Source organism: Microvirga sp. CF3016 (assembly GCF_036314085.1).
Lineage (GTDB): Bacteria > Pseudomonadota > Alphaproteobacteria > Rhizobiales > Beijerinckiaceae > Microvirga.
Window position 1 is genome coordinate 350,439 of the sequence record NZ_JAYGGM010000005.1, and the last position, 14,373, is coordinate 364,811.

General features: G+C 63.6%; 10 protein-coding genes. 2 read left to right on the forward strand and 8 right to left on the reverse strand.

Annotated features, from left to right (window positions below; genetic code table 11):
- Positions 1-1,347: a ribosome biogenesis GTPase Der gene (gene der, locus VB672_RS10015; protein WP_329784039.1), complete on the forward strand. Its 1,347-nt coding sequence runs from the start codon at positions 1-3 to the stop codon at positions 1,345-1,347.
- Positions 1,348-1,398: 51 nt separating this feature from the next.
- Here the strand turns inward: der and VB672_RS10020 are convergent, their stop codons facing one another.
- Entirely contained in the window at positions 1,399-3,798 is a 2,400-nt protein-coding gene (locus tag VB672_RS10020) for a bifunctional diguanylate cyclase/phosphodiesterase (protein WP_329784040.1), read from the reverse strand.
- Between the two features lie 293 nt (positions 3,799-4,091).
- Positions 4,092-6,047, reverse strand: a complete 1,956-nt coding sequence (locus VB672_RS10025; protein ID WP_329784041.1) for a PAS domain-containing sensor histidine kinase — start codon at positions 6,045-6,047, stop codon at positions 4,092-4,094.
- 412 nt (positions 6,048-6,459) lie between these two features.
- Here VB672_RS10025 and VB672_RS10030 point away from each other — a divergent pair, with 412 nt between their 5' ends.
- Positions 6,460-7,650 (forward strand): helix-turn-helix transcriptional regulator, encoded by a 1,191-nt coding sequence (locus VB672_RS10030; protein WP_329784042.1) that lies wholly within the window; start codon positions 6,460-6,462, stop codon positions 7,648-7,650.
- Here VB672_RS10030 and VB672_RS10035 read toward each other — a convergent pair.
- The 6 genes from VB672_RS10035 to VB672_RS10060 form a co-directional block, all read right to left on the reverse strand.
- The gene (locus tag VB672_RS10035; RefSeq protein ID WP_329784043.1) at positions 7,647-8,267 is read right to left on the reverse strand and encodes a LysE family translocator; all 621 of its coding nucleotides are present in this window, start codon (positions 8,265-8,267) and stop codon (positions 7,647-7,649) included. The genes VB672_RS10030 and VB672_RS10035 overlap by 4 nt on opposite strands.
- A gap of 240 nt (positions 8,268-8,507) precedes the next feature.
- Positions 8,508-9,251: an SDR family NAD(P)-dependent oxidoreductase gene (locus VB672_RS10040; RefSeq protein WP_329784044.1), complete on the reverse strand. Its 744-nt coding sequence runs from the start codon at positions 9,249-9,251 to the stop codon at positions 8,508-8,510.
- An 8-nt stretch (positions 9,252-9,259) separates the two neighbouring features.
- Entirely contained in the window at positions 9,260-10,747 is a 1,488-nt protein-coding gene (gene purF, locus VB672_RS10045) for an amidophosphoribosyltransferase (RefSeq protein ID WP_329784045.1), read from the reverse strand.
- A gap of 217 nt (positions 10,748-10,964) precedes the next feature.
- Positions 10,965-11,570 (reverse strand): CvpA family protein, encoded by a 606-nt coding sequence (locus tag VB672_RS10050; protein ID WP_329784046.1) that lies wholly within the window; start codon positions 11,568-11,570, stop codon positions 10,965-10,967.
- Between the two features lie 189 nt (positions 11,571-11,759).
- Positions 11,760-12,932: a hypothetical protein gene (locus VB672_RS10055; RefSeq protein WP_329784047.1), complete on the reverse strand. Its 1,173-nt coding sequence runs from the start codon at positions 12,930-12,932 to the stop codon at positions 11,760-11,762.
- 528 nt (positions 12,933-13,460) lie between these two features.
- On the reverse strand, positions 13,461-14,321 hold the full coding sequence (locus tag VB672_RS10060) for a calcium-binding protein (protein ID WP_329784048.1): 861 nt from the start codon (positions 14,319-14,321) through the stop codon (positions 13,461-13,463).
- Positions 14,322-14,373 lie beyond the last annotated feature (52 nt).

A 14,373-nucleotide genomic window follows, 5' to 3' on the forward strand; every position in this document is an offset into this window, starting at 1 on the left:
ATGACGGCGACCGTCGCCATTGTCGGGCGGCCGAATGTCGGCAAATCGACTCTCTTCAACCGTCTCGTCGGCAAGAAGCTGGCGCTCGTGGACGACCGCCCGGGCGTGACCCGCGATCGGCGCGAGGGCGAAGCCAGGCTCGGCGACCTCGAATTTCGCATCATCGACACGGCGGGCCTGGAAGAGGCGACCGAGGAATCGCTGCTGGGCCGCATGCGCGCCCAGACCGAAGCGGCCATTTCCGATGCCGACGTGATCCTCTTCGTGATCGATGCCCGGGTGGGCATTCTGCCTGCCGACCGGCCCTTCGCCGAGATGGTGCGCCGCTCCGGCAAGCCCGTGATCCTCATCGCCAACAAGGCTGAGGGCACCGGCGGCATGGCCGGCGCCTACGAGGCCTTCTCGCTCGGTCTTGGCGAGCCGGTTCCGCTCTCCGCCGAGCACGGCGAGGGCATGGCCGATCTCTTCGAGGCCCTGATGCCTCACTTCCCCGATCCGAACGAGATGGAGGAGGAAGAGGACGATCCGAACAAGCCGCTGCAGGTCGCGATCGTCGGGCGCCCGAACGCGGGCAAGTCCACCCTCATCAACCGCATGGTGGGCGAGGAACGCCTGCTGACAGGTCCCGAGGCCGGCATCACCCGCGATTCCATCTCCCTCGATTGGGAATGGCGCGGACGCCCTGTGAAGCTGTTCGACACCGCCGGCCTAAGGAAGCGCGCCCGCGTCGAGGACAAGCTCGAGAAGCTCTCCGTCGCCGACGCCCTGCGCGCCGTGCGCTTCGCCGAGGTGGTGGTGGTGCTTCTCGATGCCACGATCCCGTTCGAAAAGCAGGATCTCTCCATCGTCGATCTGGTGGAGCAGGAGGGACGAGCCCTCGTGATCGGTCTCAACAAGTGGGATCTCGTGGCCGATCAGCAGGGCCTCCTGAAGGACCTGAAGGAAAAGGCCACCCGCCTGTTGCCGCAGGTGCGCGGTGCGCCGGTAGTGCCGCTTTCTGGCCTCGCCGGCAGCGGCATCGATCCGCTCATGAAGGCGGTCGTCCAGGTCTACGAGACATGGAACACCCGCATCCCGACGGCGAAGCTCAACCAATGGCTCTCCGAGGCCCTGGAGACCAATCCGCCGCCCGCCGTGTCGGGTCGGCGGATCAAGATCCGCTACATGACGCAGATCAAGTCGCGCCCGCCGCATTTCGCCGTCTTCGGCAACCAGCTCGACGCCCTGCCGAAAAGTTACACCCGCTACCTCGTCAACGGTCTGCGTGAGGCCTTCGACCTTCCCGGCACGCCGATCCGCGTCTCTCTGCGCATGGGGCAGAACCCGTTCGACAAGGAGCGGAAGTAGGGCGGAACCTGGCGGCCGTCCCACCCGAGGCAAGGCTGCAAGAATGACTCGTCAATCGGCCACCGCCCACCGGAGCGGCTGCGGCAGCGTGATCACGTTGGCCGAGATCAGCGGCACGAATTCACGGATCGGCGCCGGCCGGCCGAACAGGTAGCCCTGAGCCTCGGTGCATCCTTCGAGTCCGAGAAACCGCAGCTCCTCGCGGGTCTCGACGCCTTCGGCAATCACGGGAAGTCCCAAGCCGCGCCCAAGGCCGAGCACGGCGCGCACGATGGCGGCCGCCTGCGGGTTCGCGTGCACCGAATGGATGAAGGACCGGTCGATCTTGATCTTGTCGAACGGGAAGGCACGCAGGTTGGAGAGCGAAGAATAACCTGTTCCGAAATCGTCCATGGCGATGTTCACGCCGAGCGCCTTCAGCCTCTGGAGTGACTGGAGTGCCCGATTGGGATCCCGGATCAGCGCCGTCTCGGTGATCTCGATCTCCAGCCGCTCCGGCGGCAGCTTCGCCTGCTCCAGGGCATTCTCGACGAACTCGACGAAGCCGTCGCTGGTCAGCTGCAGCGCCGAGACGTTGACGGCGATCGTCAGCGGGCGCATCCAACTCGCGGCCTCGCGGCAGGCCTCTCGCATCACCCACTCGCCGATCTTCAGGATAAGCCCGCTCTCCTCGGCGATCGGGATGAAGAGGGAGGGCGGGACGTTGCCGCGCGTCGGATGAGTCCATCGCAGCAGGACTTCGAAGCCGTTCACCTCGCCCGTGTCGACCTGGGCCTGCGGCTGGTAGGCCAGGCTCAGCTCGCCGTTGGCGACGGCGCTTCGCAGATCGTGCTCGATGCTTCGGCGTTCGCGGATCTGGACCCCCATGGCCGCCTCGAAGAACCGATAGGTGCCCTTGCCCTCGGTCTTGGCACGGTATAGGGCCGCATCGGCGCTCGAGAGGAGTTCCGTGCGGTCCTTTCCGTCCGAAGGATAGAAGGCGATGCCGACGCTGACGGAGACGAGGCCCGCGGGAACCCCATCCTGTTCCCATTTAAGGCTTTTCAGCAGCCTGTCGGCGAGGTGGCCCACCTCAGCCGGATCCGCCACGAGGGGAAGGATGATGGCGAATTCATCGCCGCCCAGGCGGGCGAGCATCTGTCCCTCGCCGAGAACCGACGAGAAGTGCTTCGCAATATCCTGGAGCACACGGTCGCCCGTGGCATGGCCGTAGATGTCGTTGACGTCCTTGAAGCCGTCCAAGTCGAGGCACAACAGGGCGAGCTGCCGGCGGGCCCGGCGATGGAAGCGGATCTCGCGGTCGAGACGGTGATCGAAGCTCGCCCGATTGCCGAGGCCCGTCAGCGGGTCGTGATGGGCAAGGTAGCGGATCTGGGCTTCCGCATTGCGGCGATCACGCAGGTCGCGGAACGCCACTACGTTGTGCGGTGCGCCGTTGTAGCTGATCTGCCGGGCGATCAGCTCGACGGGAATCAGCGCGCCGTCCGCATGGCGCAGCTCGGTCTCCATGGCCTGACCGAGAGAGGCGAACAGCGTGTCGCGCTTGGCACCATCCGGAACCCAGGTCGACAGGCTCTGCCTGACGATATGCTCGGCTTCCAGGCCGGTCAGCCGCGCGAAGCTCTGGTTGACCGTCACGATCGTGTCGCCCGTGCAGACAACGAGACCTTCGACCGCCGCATCGGTGAGGTCGCGCATGCGCTCCATCTCGAGGGAGGCGCGCCTGCGCTCGCGGATGTCGAGGCTCAGGGCGACGACGGCGAGAAGAAGGATGCCGAGGCTGACGAACGCCACTCCGATGGCGAGCCATTCGCCACGGAGTGAGGAGGGTGACAGTTGGATGCTCGGGTCAGGCGTGATGGCGACCGCGCCCATGGCGGTGAAATGATGGCTGCAGATCGCCAGCGTGAGGAGCAGTGCTCCAATGAGCTTGGAGCCGAGCGAAGAGCTGCGCAGCGCAAGGAACAGGGAACCCGCGCCGATTGCGGCGCCGAGCAGGATCGAGGTCGTCACCAGCACCCAGTCCCAGGCGAGCGTGCCTGCGACCTCGAAGGCGGCCATGCCGGTGTAGTGCATCACGGCAATGCCACCGCCGACGATCGCCCCGCCTATCCAGGGTGCGGCCGCCAGGCCGGGCAGCAACGTGGCCCCGAGGCCGATTCCGGTCAGCACGACCGCGGCGATCAGAGAGACGACCGTCAGGATGACATTGTACGCGGTCGGCAAGGCCGGGGAGAAGGCCAGCATTGCGATGAAATGCGTGGCCCAGATCCCGAAGCCGGTCGAGACCGCCGCGATGCCGAGCCATGCGATGCGGCCGCTGCGGTCCGAGCGGCGCACGTGGTGCAGCAGGTTGACTGCCGTCAGCGAGGCCAGCGCACAGACCAGAGCCGCCAGGGCGACGAGCCGGAGATCGTGCTCGGAAACGATACAATCATAGACGGTCAGCATACGGGCCTTTTCAGGCTAGTGTCGCGGTCTTGGAGTCGCGCGGCAAGCCTGTGGGAAATGAAAGATCGGGAAAGCAAGAATCCGGTCTCTCACCGGGATGGCGGGGCGGCATCATGCCTTTGGTCGGGCTCACGCAGGGTGGGCTCCAATCCGCCATGTTTCTCGGGATTTTATCCCGCTCGGTAACATGAGCCATCGCCTGCCCATGTCAACGAAGGGTGGACGGGCAGGTGGCGCTTATCCGGAGTCAGGGTTAACGCCCGATGATCGGGCTTGGCCGAAATCTGAACGTCTCAATAGTCCGGCACAACGCGATGGGTGATCAGGGGGAGATCGATCTCCACCTGCAGCCCTCCCGGATCAAAGGTGAGCCTCACCTGTGCCCGGCATTGCGCCTGAAGGACGCGCTCGAGCAGGGTGAGGCCGAAGCCGTGATGCGTGGGAGGCGCAACCGGCGGGCCATTTCGCTCCGTCCATGTGAGATGAAGGGTTCGCTTGCCATCGGCCGACCCGACGTCCCATGTTACGGCGACGCAGCCCTTGCGGATGGAAAGCGCGCCGTAGCGCGCCGCATTGGCCGTCAGCTCATGCAGCGCCATGCTCAGGGGAATCGCGAGATCGGCCGTCAGGTTCACCTCCGGTCCCTGGAGCGTGAAGCGCTGATGCCGGGTCTCGTGAAACGGCTGGAGCTCGCACATCAGCATCTCGCGCAGGAGCGCTGTCTGCCAGTAATCCTCGGTCAGCAGCGTCTGCGTTCTGGCCAGAGCTGCGACGCGCGATGAAAAGACGCGGTTGAAGTCCCTGACGTTGGTCGTCGTGCGTGCCGTAGCGCTGGCCAGAGCCTCGACGACCGCAAGGGTGTTGCGCACCCGATGATGGAGCTCCCGCACGAGCAACGCCTGCCGCTGCTCGAATCGCTTGCGCTGGTCAATGTCCTGGATCACCCGCACGCTGTATTGGAAACGGTCGTCCTCGTCGAAGACCGCGGTCGACGACACGTGCAGCCAAATGCTCGACCGGTCCCTGCGGATGTGGCGCTGCTCCAGCGTGTAGGTCTTCAATTCGCCTGCAACCTGCCGCTCATAGAGAGCCTTTTCGGTCTCGATGTCGTCAGGTGCAACGAGGTCGAAGATGCTCAGGTTCAGCAGTTCGTTATGCGAAAAGCCGGTGATCGATGCCAGTCCCTTATTCGCCGTCAGGAATCTGCCGGTCGCGTTCGTCTCGCCTATCCCGATGCTCGCATGCTCATGGGTCGCCCAGAGGCGCTCCCGGCTTTCCCGCTCGGCGCGCGTCTGGACGGCGTTTTCCGCCGCGACGGCGCCGATCTGGGCGAGCTGGATGAGAATGGCCTCGTCGTCCGGCGAGAACATGCCATGGGCCTTGTCCGACAGCATGAGCACTCCGAGGACGCCGCCTTGCAAGCCGGTGATCGGCACGGCGAGCAGCCCCTCGGTCACGAGGAGGTCGTCCGCCGTGTTCCGCACCCCCTGGAGTTCCGGATTCAGATTCAGCTCTGCTGCGGTCAGCCGCACAGGCTTCCCCAACTGAACCACATGCCCGTAGATGCCGACGCCGCTCTGCGCGATCGCCGATCGGGGCACGTCCCTGTATTTCTCCGAGACCGAGACGATGACGGAGTCCGCCGGCCACAGGACATAGGGATTCGTGTGGGTCGCGGCCCATTGGGCGCCGATGATGAGGCGGGCTTGCTCGGTAATTTCGCGAAAGACGGTCTCGGGCGCGCCCGCTGCGGCGACCCGGGTGCAGGTGGCGGCCAGCGCCTCCAATTGTTCCTGATGCCGTCGTGCCCGTGCCAGAAGACCTTGCCGTTCCTGCTCAGCCAGAACCCGGTCCGTGATGTCGTGGTGGGCGACGACCGCAAAGGTCGTGCCCTGATGGTCGAGACGGGAGGCACGAAGCTGGAACCAGCGCTTCTCGTCGGCCGAGTGGCAGGGATATTCCAGAAAGAAACTCTCTTTGCCCGCGAGCACGGACCGGATTCCCGCCGCCGCCGACCGGGCGCAGGGTGCGTCCCCTCCTGTGGCGCCTTCGCAGATGTCGAGATAATTGATGCCGACGGATGTTGCCTCCTCGGCTCCGTTGGCCTTGCCGAAGTCGCGCCAAGCCCGATTGACTGTAACGATGGTGCCGGCTGGGTCGAGGACGGCTACCGGTCCCATCAGGGCATCGAGGATGTGTTGAGCAGGGGGAATCTCGACGATTCCGTTCTGCTCGGAAATCCGTCTCATCGGCCTTCTTCTCTGAGGAAACGTTTACAATAGGGGAGAAACGGCCAATAAGAGGTCCGGTTCGATGCACCTACAACGCCCATGATCGCGGTCAGTTCGCGCCCGATTTCGATCCTGCCAGGCGTGCCATCACGGGCCCCGTAGAGCAGAAATGTGGGTCATGCGGTGCCTCTTCGAGGGGCACATTACCCTGTCGGCAGTTCACCTTTGGTCCGCCCTGCAGGGCTGGAGGGACCGGCGTGACTCGGTTTTACGGGTCGAGCAGAGCGAAATTCTTCCGGTACTTCGGCCTTCGGACGTCCTGAAAACCTTGCATAATAAGGATTTCCTTGGAATAATTTCGTTTCAGGAATGGCTTTCGAGGCCTGGACGCGCCCCCTTGGGAAAAGGTCCAGCCCTGGAGGGGAGACCGATGGGCGAGGTGCTGTCGCATCGCAGGCTGTCGGAACTGATCGGGTCAATCTACGATTGCGCCCTCGATCCCGGTCGCTGGGAGGGTACCCTCGCGGACGTTGCCGACACCTTCGATTGCACTGTCGTGTCCCTGACCCTGAACGATCTTCCCAGCAACCGCTTCCTCATCAACAAGGCCGCCGGCTGGGAACCGGAGCTGCTGCGATTGAAATCGGAGCGCCATGTGCCGGAGATCAACGCCCGGCTCACCGAGTGGCTGGCCCTGCAATCGTCCATCGACGAGATGTTCGTGACCTCGTCCCATCTGAGTCCCGACTACATCCAGGCGTCGCCCTACGTGGAGGAATGCCTCAAGCCTCAGGGCATCGTGGACATCATGCACATGTTCCTGATGCACACGCACCGGCAATTCGCGGAGATCGGTCTGGGCAGACATGCCCGCCAGGGGGTCATCACCGCGCGGGAGATCGAGCTGGGCCGCCTGCTGCTGCCGCATCTTCGCAAGGCGGTGACGATCAGCGACATCCTGGACGTGAGTTCGATCGAGCAGGCCCACATGGCCGAGGCCCTCGATGCGCTCCGGTGCGGCGTCGTGCTCACAGACGAGCGCGGCGCGATCCTGCACGCGAACCGGTCCGCAGAACGGATGATGAGCCATGGGTCCCCCATCCGCAGCATTCGCCGCGTCCTGGCGGCGAGCACGTCGTGCGCCAGCCGCGAATTGCGCAGGGCGATCCAGCACGCGGCCCGCAACGAGACGCAGCCCGGCGAGACCAGCACGGCGATCCGCCTCAACGATGTCGACCAGCCTCCCGCCTATGCCCATGTGCTCCCCATGGTGACGGGAGATCTGCGCACGCGGCTCCAGCCCAATGCGGTCGCGGCCGTTTTCGTCGGTGCATCCGACGAGCAGACTGGGATCGGCCTGCTCGCCAGGGCCTTCAGCCTCACCGCCGCGGAGGTCAGGATCCTGGAGAGCCTCATGGCCGGCCACACCCTGGCCGAGGCCGCGCAGCAGTTCGGCATCGCGCGGTCGACCGCCAAAACCCATCTCGACCACATCTTCTCCAAGACCGGCGTGTCGCGGCAGACTGAGCTCGTCCGCATGACCATGCAGCTGTCCCAGCCGGTCCACAGCGCCTTCGACATGGCCCATCCCTGGCCGCATCAGTTCGGCCCTCCGAGCTAGATTCTCATCTCCCAGGCATTCGCCGCCATCAGCACGCCCAGCGCGCCGAGGATCAGCCCCGACGCCTTGTTGATGAAGTTGAGGATCGTCACGTTAAGTTTCGAGCGCAGGGCGGCGACGCTGCCGCTCACGATCAGCCACCACGTGACCGATGCGGCGAAGACGCCGGCGATCATCGTGGAGGCGGCTGCCGGCGCAGGCGATGCGACCGCCGGCAGGACGGCCGCCAGGAGGGCGGGCGTGAGCGGATTGAGGAGCGCGCAGGCCACGGCGCTGCAATAGGAAGAGAGTGCTCCCTGATCCTGCGCGACGGATCCGGCGAGCGATACGGTCCGCCTCAGGACGCGGACGCTGAACCAGAAGAGGAGGCAGGCCGAGACGGCGCACAGAAACGCCTGACTGTCGCCCAGAACGGGACCGATCGCCGGTCCGACGCCCAACACCGCGCAGGTCGTGTAGATGACCAGGACCGTCGCGGCCCCGAGACCGGTCGCGAAGCCTGTCACGGCCCCGTAGATCAGGGCCCGCTGGATGCAGAGCACGCTCATTGGACCGACCGGCACGGTGATCACGAACCCCACTGTCGCTCCAGACAAAAATGCCGACATGCCCGTCATGTTCATGCCTCGCCAAATCGCGTCGAGCGGCGGTTCGTCCCGGTGCAAGTCGGTCGGAACACCGCCCCTTGCAGGAGAATCGACGCTAGCGTGACAAGGCGCTGCCGGCGTCCACCGTTTGGTGGAGACGGAGCGTCCGGGCAGAGGCGAAAGGAGGATATTTTCAGGCGCGCCGGACGAAACGGAGCGGACGCCGCCCAGTCCTCAACCTATCCGAAGGGCGCATGTTCGATCGGGCGATCAGGCCGGCGGCTGCGGCTCGATCACCTTCCCGTCCTGGGTGAAGTCGTAGATCTTGCCGGTCTCCGTCCAGGACGGCAGGGCGAGCGTCACGATATGGGGCGCGAGGTCTTCCGGCGTCTTGAGGGTCAGCGGGTCTTCGCCGGGCATGGCCGTGCGGCGCATGGCGGTGCGCAGGGGGCCTGGATTGAGCAGCATGGCCTTGACCGGAGTCGTTGCCGTTTCCGCCGCGTAGGTGCGCACCAGCGCCTCGAGGGCGGCCTTGGAGACCGAATAGACCCCCCAATAGGCCTTGTGCTTATGGGCGGCCCCGGAGGTGATGAAGATGGCGCGGCCAGCGTCCGATTTGCGCAGGAGCGGATCGAGCGAGCGGATCAGGCGATAATTGGCCGTGACGTTGACCGCCATTACCTCGTCCCAGACCGGCTGGTCGACATGGGTGATCGGCGCCAGCTCGCCGAGCTGTCCCGCATTGCCGAGCAGGATGTCGAGCCTGCCCCAGCGCTCGAAGATCGCAGCACCGAGCCGGTCGAGAGCCTCGAAGTCCTTCAGGTTCACCGGCACGAGGGTCGCCGAGGAGCCCTTGGCGCGGATCTCGTCGTCGAGGGATTCGAGCGCACCCTGGGTGCGGGCCAGCGCAATCACGTGAGCGCCGGCCTCGGCCAGGGCGAGCGCCGCCGCGCGGCCGATGCCGCGCGAAGCGCCGGTGACGACCGCAACGCGGTTCTGAAGGGGCTTGTCCATAGAGATGCTCAGTCGGCTTCGGCGAGAACGGCGAGGCGGCGCGGGGTCGCGACGGTGAGGTCGGTCAACGGCGTCGGGTAATCGCCCGTGAAGCAATGGTCGGTGAATTGCGGCTGCGCCGAATTGCGGCCCTTCTCGCCCATGGCGCGGTAGACGCCCTCGATGGACAGGAAGGCCAGCGAATCCGCCCCGATGTACTGACGCATCTGCTCCAGGTCATGGGTGGCGGCGAGCAGCTTTTCCTTCTCCGGCGTGTCGATGCCGTAGAAGTCGGGATGGGTGATCGGCGGGCTGGAGATGCGGAAGTGAACCTCCTTGGCGCCGGCCTCGCGCATCATGCGCACGATCTTCACCGAGGTGGTGCCGCGCACGAGGCTGTCGTCCACAAGCACGATGCGCTTGCCGGCGATCGCAGAACGGTTGGCGGAGTGCTTCATGCGCACGCCGAGCTCACGCACCGACTGGGTCGGCTGGATGAAGGTGCGGCCGACATAGTGGTTGCGGATGATGCCGAGCTCATAAGGGAGCCCGCAGGTCTGGGCATAACCCAGCGCCGCCGGAACGCCGGAATCCGGCACGGGGATCACCACGTCCGCGGCCGCAGGCGATTCCAGGGCGAGTTCGCGGCCCATGCCTTTGCGGACCTCGTAGACGCTACGGCCATTCACGACGGAATCGGGACGGGCGAAGTAGATGTATTCGAAGATGTCGGGGCGGGGAGTCTGCTCCGGCACGAAACGGAAGGATTCGATACCGTCGTCCGAAATCACAACGCATTCGCCGTTCTCGATGTCGCGGACGAAGCGGGCTCCGATGATGTCGAGCGCGCAGGTCTCCGAGGCGAGGATGTAGCGGCCATCGAGTTCGCCCAGCACCAGCGGGCGGATACCCAGCGGGTCGCGGGCGCCGATCAGCTTCTTGTTGGTGAGGGCCACGAGGGCATAGGCCCCCTCGAGCTTCTGGATCGCCTCGACGAAGCGGTCGATCACCCGATCCTTGCGGCTGCGGGCGACGAGGTGAACGATCACCTCAGTGTCGGTGGTGGACTGGCAGATAGCGCCGTCGCGGATAAGGTTGCGGCGCAGGGTCAGGCCATTGGTCAGGTTGCCATTGTGGGCCACCGCGAAGCCACCACCGTCGAGTTCGGCAAAGAGGGGCTGGACGTTGCGCAGCACCGTCTCGCCCGTGGTCGAGTAGCGGGTATGGCCAATCGCCGATAAGCCTTCGAGGCGCTCTATGGTGGCTCGGTCGGAGAAGTTGTCGCCCACAAGGCCGAGCTTGCGCTCCGAATGGAAGACCGACCCGTCATAGGAAACGATCCCTGCCGCCTCCTGGCCACGGTGCTGGAGCGCGTGGAGGCCGAGCGCCGTGATGGCGGCCGCGTCCGGGTGCCCGTAAATGCCGAAGACGCCGCATTCTTCGCGCAGGGTATCGCCGTCGAGGTCGAGGTTCACCTGCTTCGGGGTGACCTGCCACGTCTCTGACAAAGCAGACATCGATCTTACCTTTGGGATTCGCGCCCCCACCGGAGCCGCCCTTATGTAGTCGGCATTCGACTAAACGCCAATGGCTATTCTGACGCTGTCGGAAACGTTAGCCGGCAGCGGATGCAAACCCATGTTTGCACTGTTGCAGCCCATTCTAAATTTCAAAGTCCTGCCAGAGAGTTGCGCAGCAAAATCAAACCGCGTCCCCGTGCGATCGGCAGACGGCTCAACTCCGCCGCTGGGGCGGCTGGGGTGCCGCGGGAGCTGCAGGAGTCGCAGGGCGTTGCGGATCGGGCTCGGCGGGCTCGGCTTCCGTGGGCGCTTCCTTGTTGCGCAGACGCTGGAGCAGGGCCTCGGCATTCTCCGGCAGCATGGCGATGATGTTGTCCCGGGTGTTCTCCATCGCCGGGCGCGTGCGGGAGGAGGTCGCCCAGTCGGGTTCCTTGCCTTGGAGCAGCCAGCCCAGGAAGGCCCAGCCGATCACGCAGATGAGGAACCCTCTGGCGGCACCGAAGAAGAGCCCGAGCGTCCGGTCGAGGGCGCCTATGCGGGAATCGAGGATCAGGTCTGAGATCTGAACCGTGATGATCGACACGATGATCAGCGTGACCACGAAAATCCCGCCGATGGCCGCCACGAGGGCCACCGTGTTGCTGCTGATATATTGCTGCGCGATCGGCAGGGCCGTCGGATGCAGGTACCAGGCGGCGGCCGCCGCGACGACCCAGGCCACGATGGCGAGCACCTCGCGGGTGAAGCCGCGCACGGCAGCCAGGAGAGCCGAGATCAGGACGATACCGATGACGACGAGGTCCAGGACGGAAAAGGGCATGAGCCGGGCCTACGCAAAATAACAGGAATGGAGCCGCCTTTGCGGGTTCAGAGCCTGGCTCTATAGCGTTAAGAAAGGCTTTCGTCACCCCTGCGGTGAAACCGGTGTGAAGGTGCAGTCTGCACGATCCCCGACAACGAAAACCCCGGCGGTGTCAGCCGGGGGGAGGGAGAGAAGAGAATTGTCCTGTCAGATGAAGGCGAAATCGTCGGCAGAGATTGCAACGCCCGGCTTCAGCTTCATGATCGCGATGCCGTGGTGTTTCTGTCCCGAGCCGTCGAGGTCGAGGTACACGAGGCCGTTTTTCTTGTTGCAGTAGAGGTAATCGTTCTTGTCCTTGGCCTTGTCGCCGAGAGTGAAGAACTTCTTCTCGATCTTACCCTTGTGCAGAGCCTTCTCGATACCGAGCGTCGGGGCGTCCTTCTTGCCATGGGCGAAGACATGCTTCTCGCTCTTGATGGCACCCTGGATTGCTGAAAGGCTGAACTGCAGGGTGTCGTCGGCCGCGACGAAGTCCATCACCTGGTCGAGCTCACCCTTCTTCATGGGACCATCGAACACGAAGGTGTCCCTGCCGGCGCCGCCATAGAGAAGATCCTTGCCCGCGCCGCCGCTCAGGATGTCATCGCCGGCAAGGCCATAGAGGGTGTCGTTGCCAGACAGGCCGTTGACCAGGTCTGCTCCAGCACCGCCGAGGAGCTGGTCGTTCGCTGTGCTGCCGTTCCTGATGTCGACGACATCTAACAGGTCGATGGTCATGTTGGCCGTGTGGACGTTACCTTCGGAATCTCTGACCTCGACCGTGATCTGGTGCGACTGGGCGGTCTCGTAGTCCAGCAGAGAACCGTCCTTCACCACGAGATTATCGCCCACGATCTCAAAGCGTCCGCCGGCATCATCGGTGAGGGTATAGGTGAAGGTGTCGTCGAAATCGGGATCGAGCGTCCAGAGGGAGCCGATTACAGTTCCTGTTTGCGAATCTTCAAACACGGAATTGTCCGACAGGGTGATCTCAAACGGAGGCGCATTGTCGGTTACCAAGACCGTGAAGGTCATCGTCGAGATGACGGTACCCGCGTCACCAGTAGCGGAAATCTTGAATGTGAACTTGTTGAGGGCATCGTTCTCGAAGTCGAAGAGGCTGCTGCCGTCGCCGCTTACGTTGTTTTTGACGACCAGCGCGTAATCCACGACACCTTCGTGGAAAACTTTCTTGATTTCGAAGCGGCCGCTGCCCGGATCGATCAATCTGAAGATGGCATTCTCGGTGGCACCTTCCCCGGTGATGCTGAGGAAGCCCACGATCGTGCCGATTGGAGGATTCTCGATCACCGTCGTGTTCGAAAGAGTAACCGTCGCCATATTGTCCCCCCCCAGGATCTCAGGCCTACATTGGTTCCGCCGATGAGATCGCCCGGCAGATCCATGGATTAGTGATACATAATATCATTCCATTATCAAGTAGCCGGGCGGCCTAGAGCCGTTTTCGAAGGCACAAAACGTCAAAATTCTTTGCGACGTCGCAGCGCAATTCCTGTAATTAAATCAGTGGTATAGCTGGTGGAAGGATATTGCAACCGGCAGTATCCCGACTCGCCTTCTCCGGTGCGGCGGCGCCGGAACCCGAGCGTCGCCGCACCCTCCAGCCTTGGTTACTTCTGGGCTGCCGAGCGGATAAAGGCAGACGGCCCCATCTCGCCTAAACAGTCAGTATCCGGCGGTAATGGATTACCTGTCAGGTGGCGCGAGGGGCGGCCCGCCGAACGCGAAGCGAGGAGGACTTGAAGCCTCTGCCTTCTCGCGGGGTTCCTGGAGCAGGACTGTCATAAGGCTGCGGAAATGAAAAGGCTCCGGCCTCCGCCAGAGCCTTTCGCGAAATCGTATGCGATCTCAGATGAACAGGAAGTCGCTGAAGGAGAGGGTGGTACTGGCCTTCAGCTTGAGAATCTCGATCGGCTTGGCGCTGCCGGAGCCGTCGACGTCGAGATAAACGGTTCCGCTCTTCTTGCTGTAGACGACGTAGTCATTCCCGTCTTTCGAGGTCGTCCCGACAGTGAAGAACTTCTTCTCCAGCTTGCCTTCCTTGAACACCTTGTCGAGCTCGACCGAGGACTTCTTGTCCGGCTTGCCCTTCTTGGCGAGATCGAGAAGATCGCTCTTCGAGGCTTTGACCTTAAACGATTTCAGGACATCGAGATCGAACAGGATCTTGTCCTGACCCGACTTGAAGTCGTTGATGTGATCGAAATGGCCCTTCTTGAAGGGAGCGTCGAACACGAAAGTGTCCGCGCCGTCGCCGCCGAACAAGATGTCCTTGCCGCTGCCGCCGTTCAGCGTGTCGTCTCCGGCAAAGCCAAAAAGCTTGTCGTTGCCGCCCAAGCCATTGATGACGTCATCGTAGGCGCCGCCTTCGAGCTTGTTGTCGTTCTTGTTCGTGCCGGTCACGGCCTCCGGAGCATCAGTGACGGTCACGGTCACCCAGGCGGGATCAACCAATGTCGATCCGCCGACGCTTGTCGCTGTGATGGCGAGTTGAAAGGAGGTCGCGCCGGACTCGAAGTCGAGGAGGCCAATATTCTTCGCGCGGAGTTCGTTACCAACGATCTCGAAGCGATCGTCGAAGTCGTCTGCGACTGCGAAAGTGAACGTTTCACCAGTAGCGCCACCATTGACGGTAAGCGCAACGACAACGTCGCCCGCTTTCGCGTTCTCTGCAATGGCGATGGTAGACGCAACAACAATAGTGGCCATGAAATCCCTTTTCCGCTCCTGGATCTGCTGGATATCTCTTTCGAGGTACCCT

Excerpts from the sequence above, each read along its gene's own strand:
- der (WP_329784039.1), top strand. The coding sequence starts at position 1 with ATGACGGCGACCGTCGCCATTGTCGGGCGGCCGAATGTCGGCAAATCG.
- VB672_RS10020 (WP_329784040.1), bottom strand. The coding sequence starts at position 3,798 with ATGCTGACCGTCTATGATTGTATCGTTTCCGAGCACGATCTCCGGCTC.
- VB672_RS10025 (WP_329784041.1), bottom strand. The coding sequence starts at position 6,047 with ATGAGACGGATTTCCGAGCAGAACGGAATCGTCGAGATTCCCCCTGCT.
- VB672_RS10030 (WP_329784042.1), top strand. The coding sequence starts at position 6,460 with ATGGGCGAGGTGCTGTCGCATCGCAGGCTGTCGGAACTGATCGGGTCA.
- VB672_RS10035 (WP_329784043.1), bottom strand. The coding sequence starts at position 8,267 with ATGACGGGCATGTCGGCATTTTTGTCTGGAGCGACAGTGGGGTTCGTG.
- VB672_RS10040 (WP_329784044.1), bottom strand. The coding sequence starts at position 9,251 with ATGGACAAGCCCCTTCAGAACCGCGTTGCGGTCGTCACCGGCGCTTCG.
- purF (WP_329784045.1), bottom strand. The coding sequence starts at position 10,747 with ATGTCTGCTTTGTCAGAGACGTGGCAGGTCACCCCGAAGCAGGTGAAC.
- VB672_RS10050 (WP_329784046.1), bottom strand. The coding sequence starts at position 11,570 with ATGCCCTTTTCCGTCCTGGACCTCGTCGTCATCGGTATCGTCCTGATC.
- VB672_RS10055 (WP_329784047.1), bottom strand. The coding sequence starts at position 12,932 with ATGGCGACGGTTACTCTTTCGAACACGACGGTGATCGAGAATCCTCCA.
- VB672_RS10060 (WP_329784048.1), bottom strand. The coding sequence starts at position 14,321 with ATGGCCACTATTGTTGTTGCGTCTACCATCGCCATTGCAGAGAACGCG.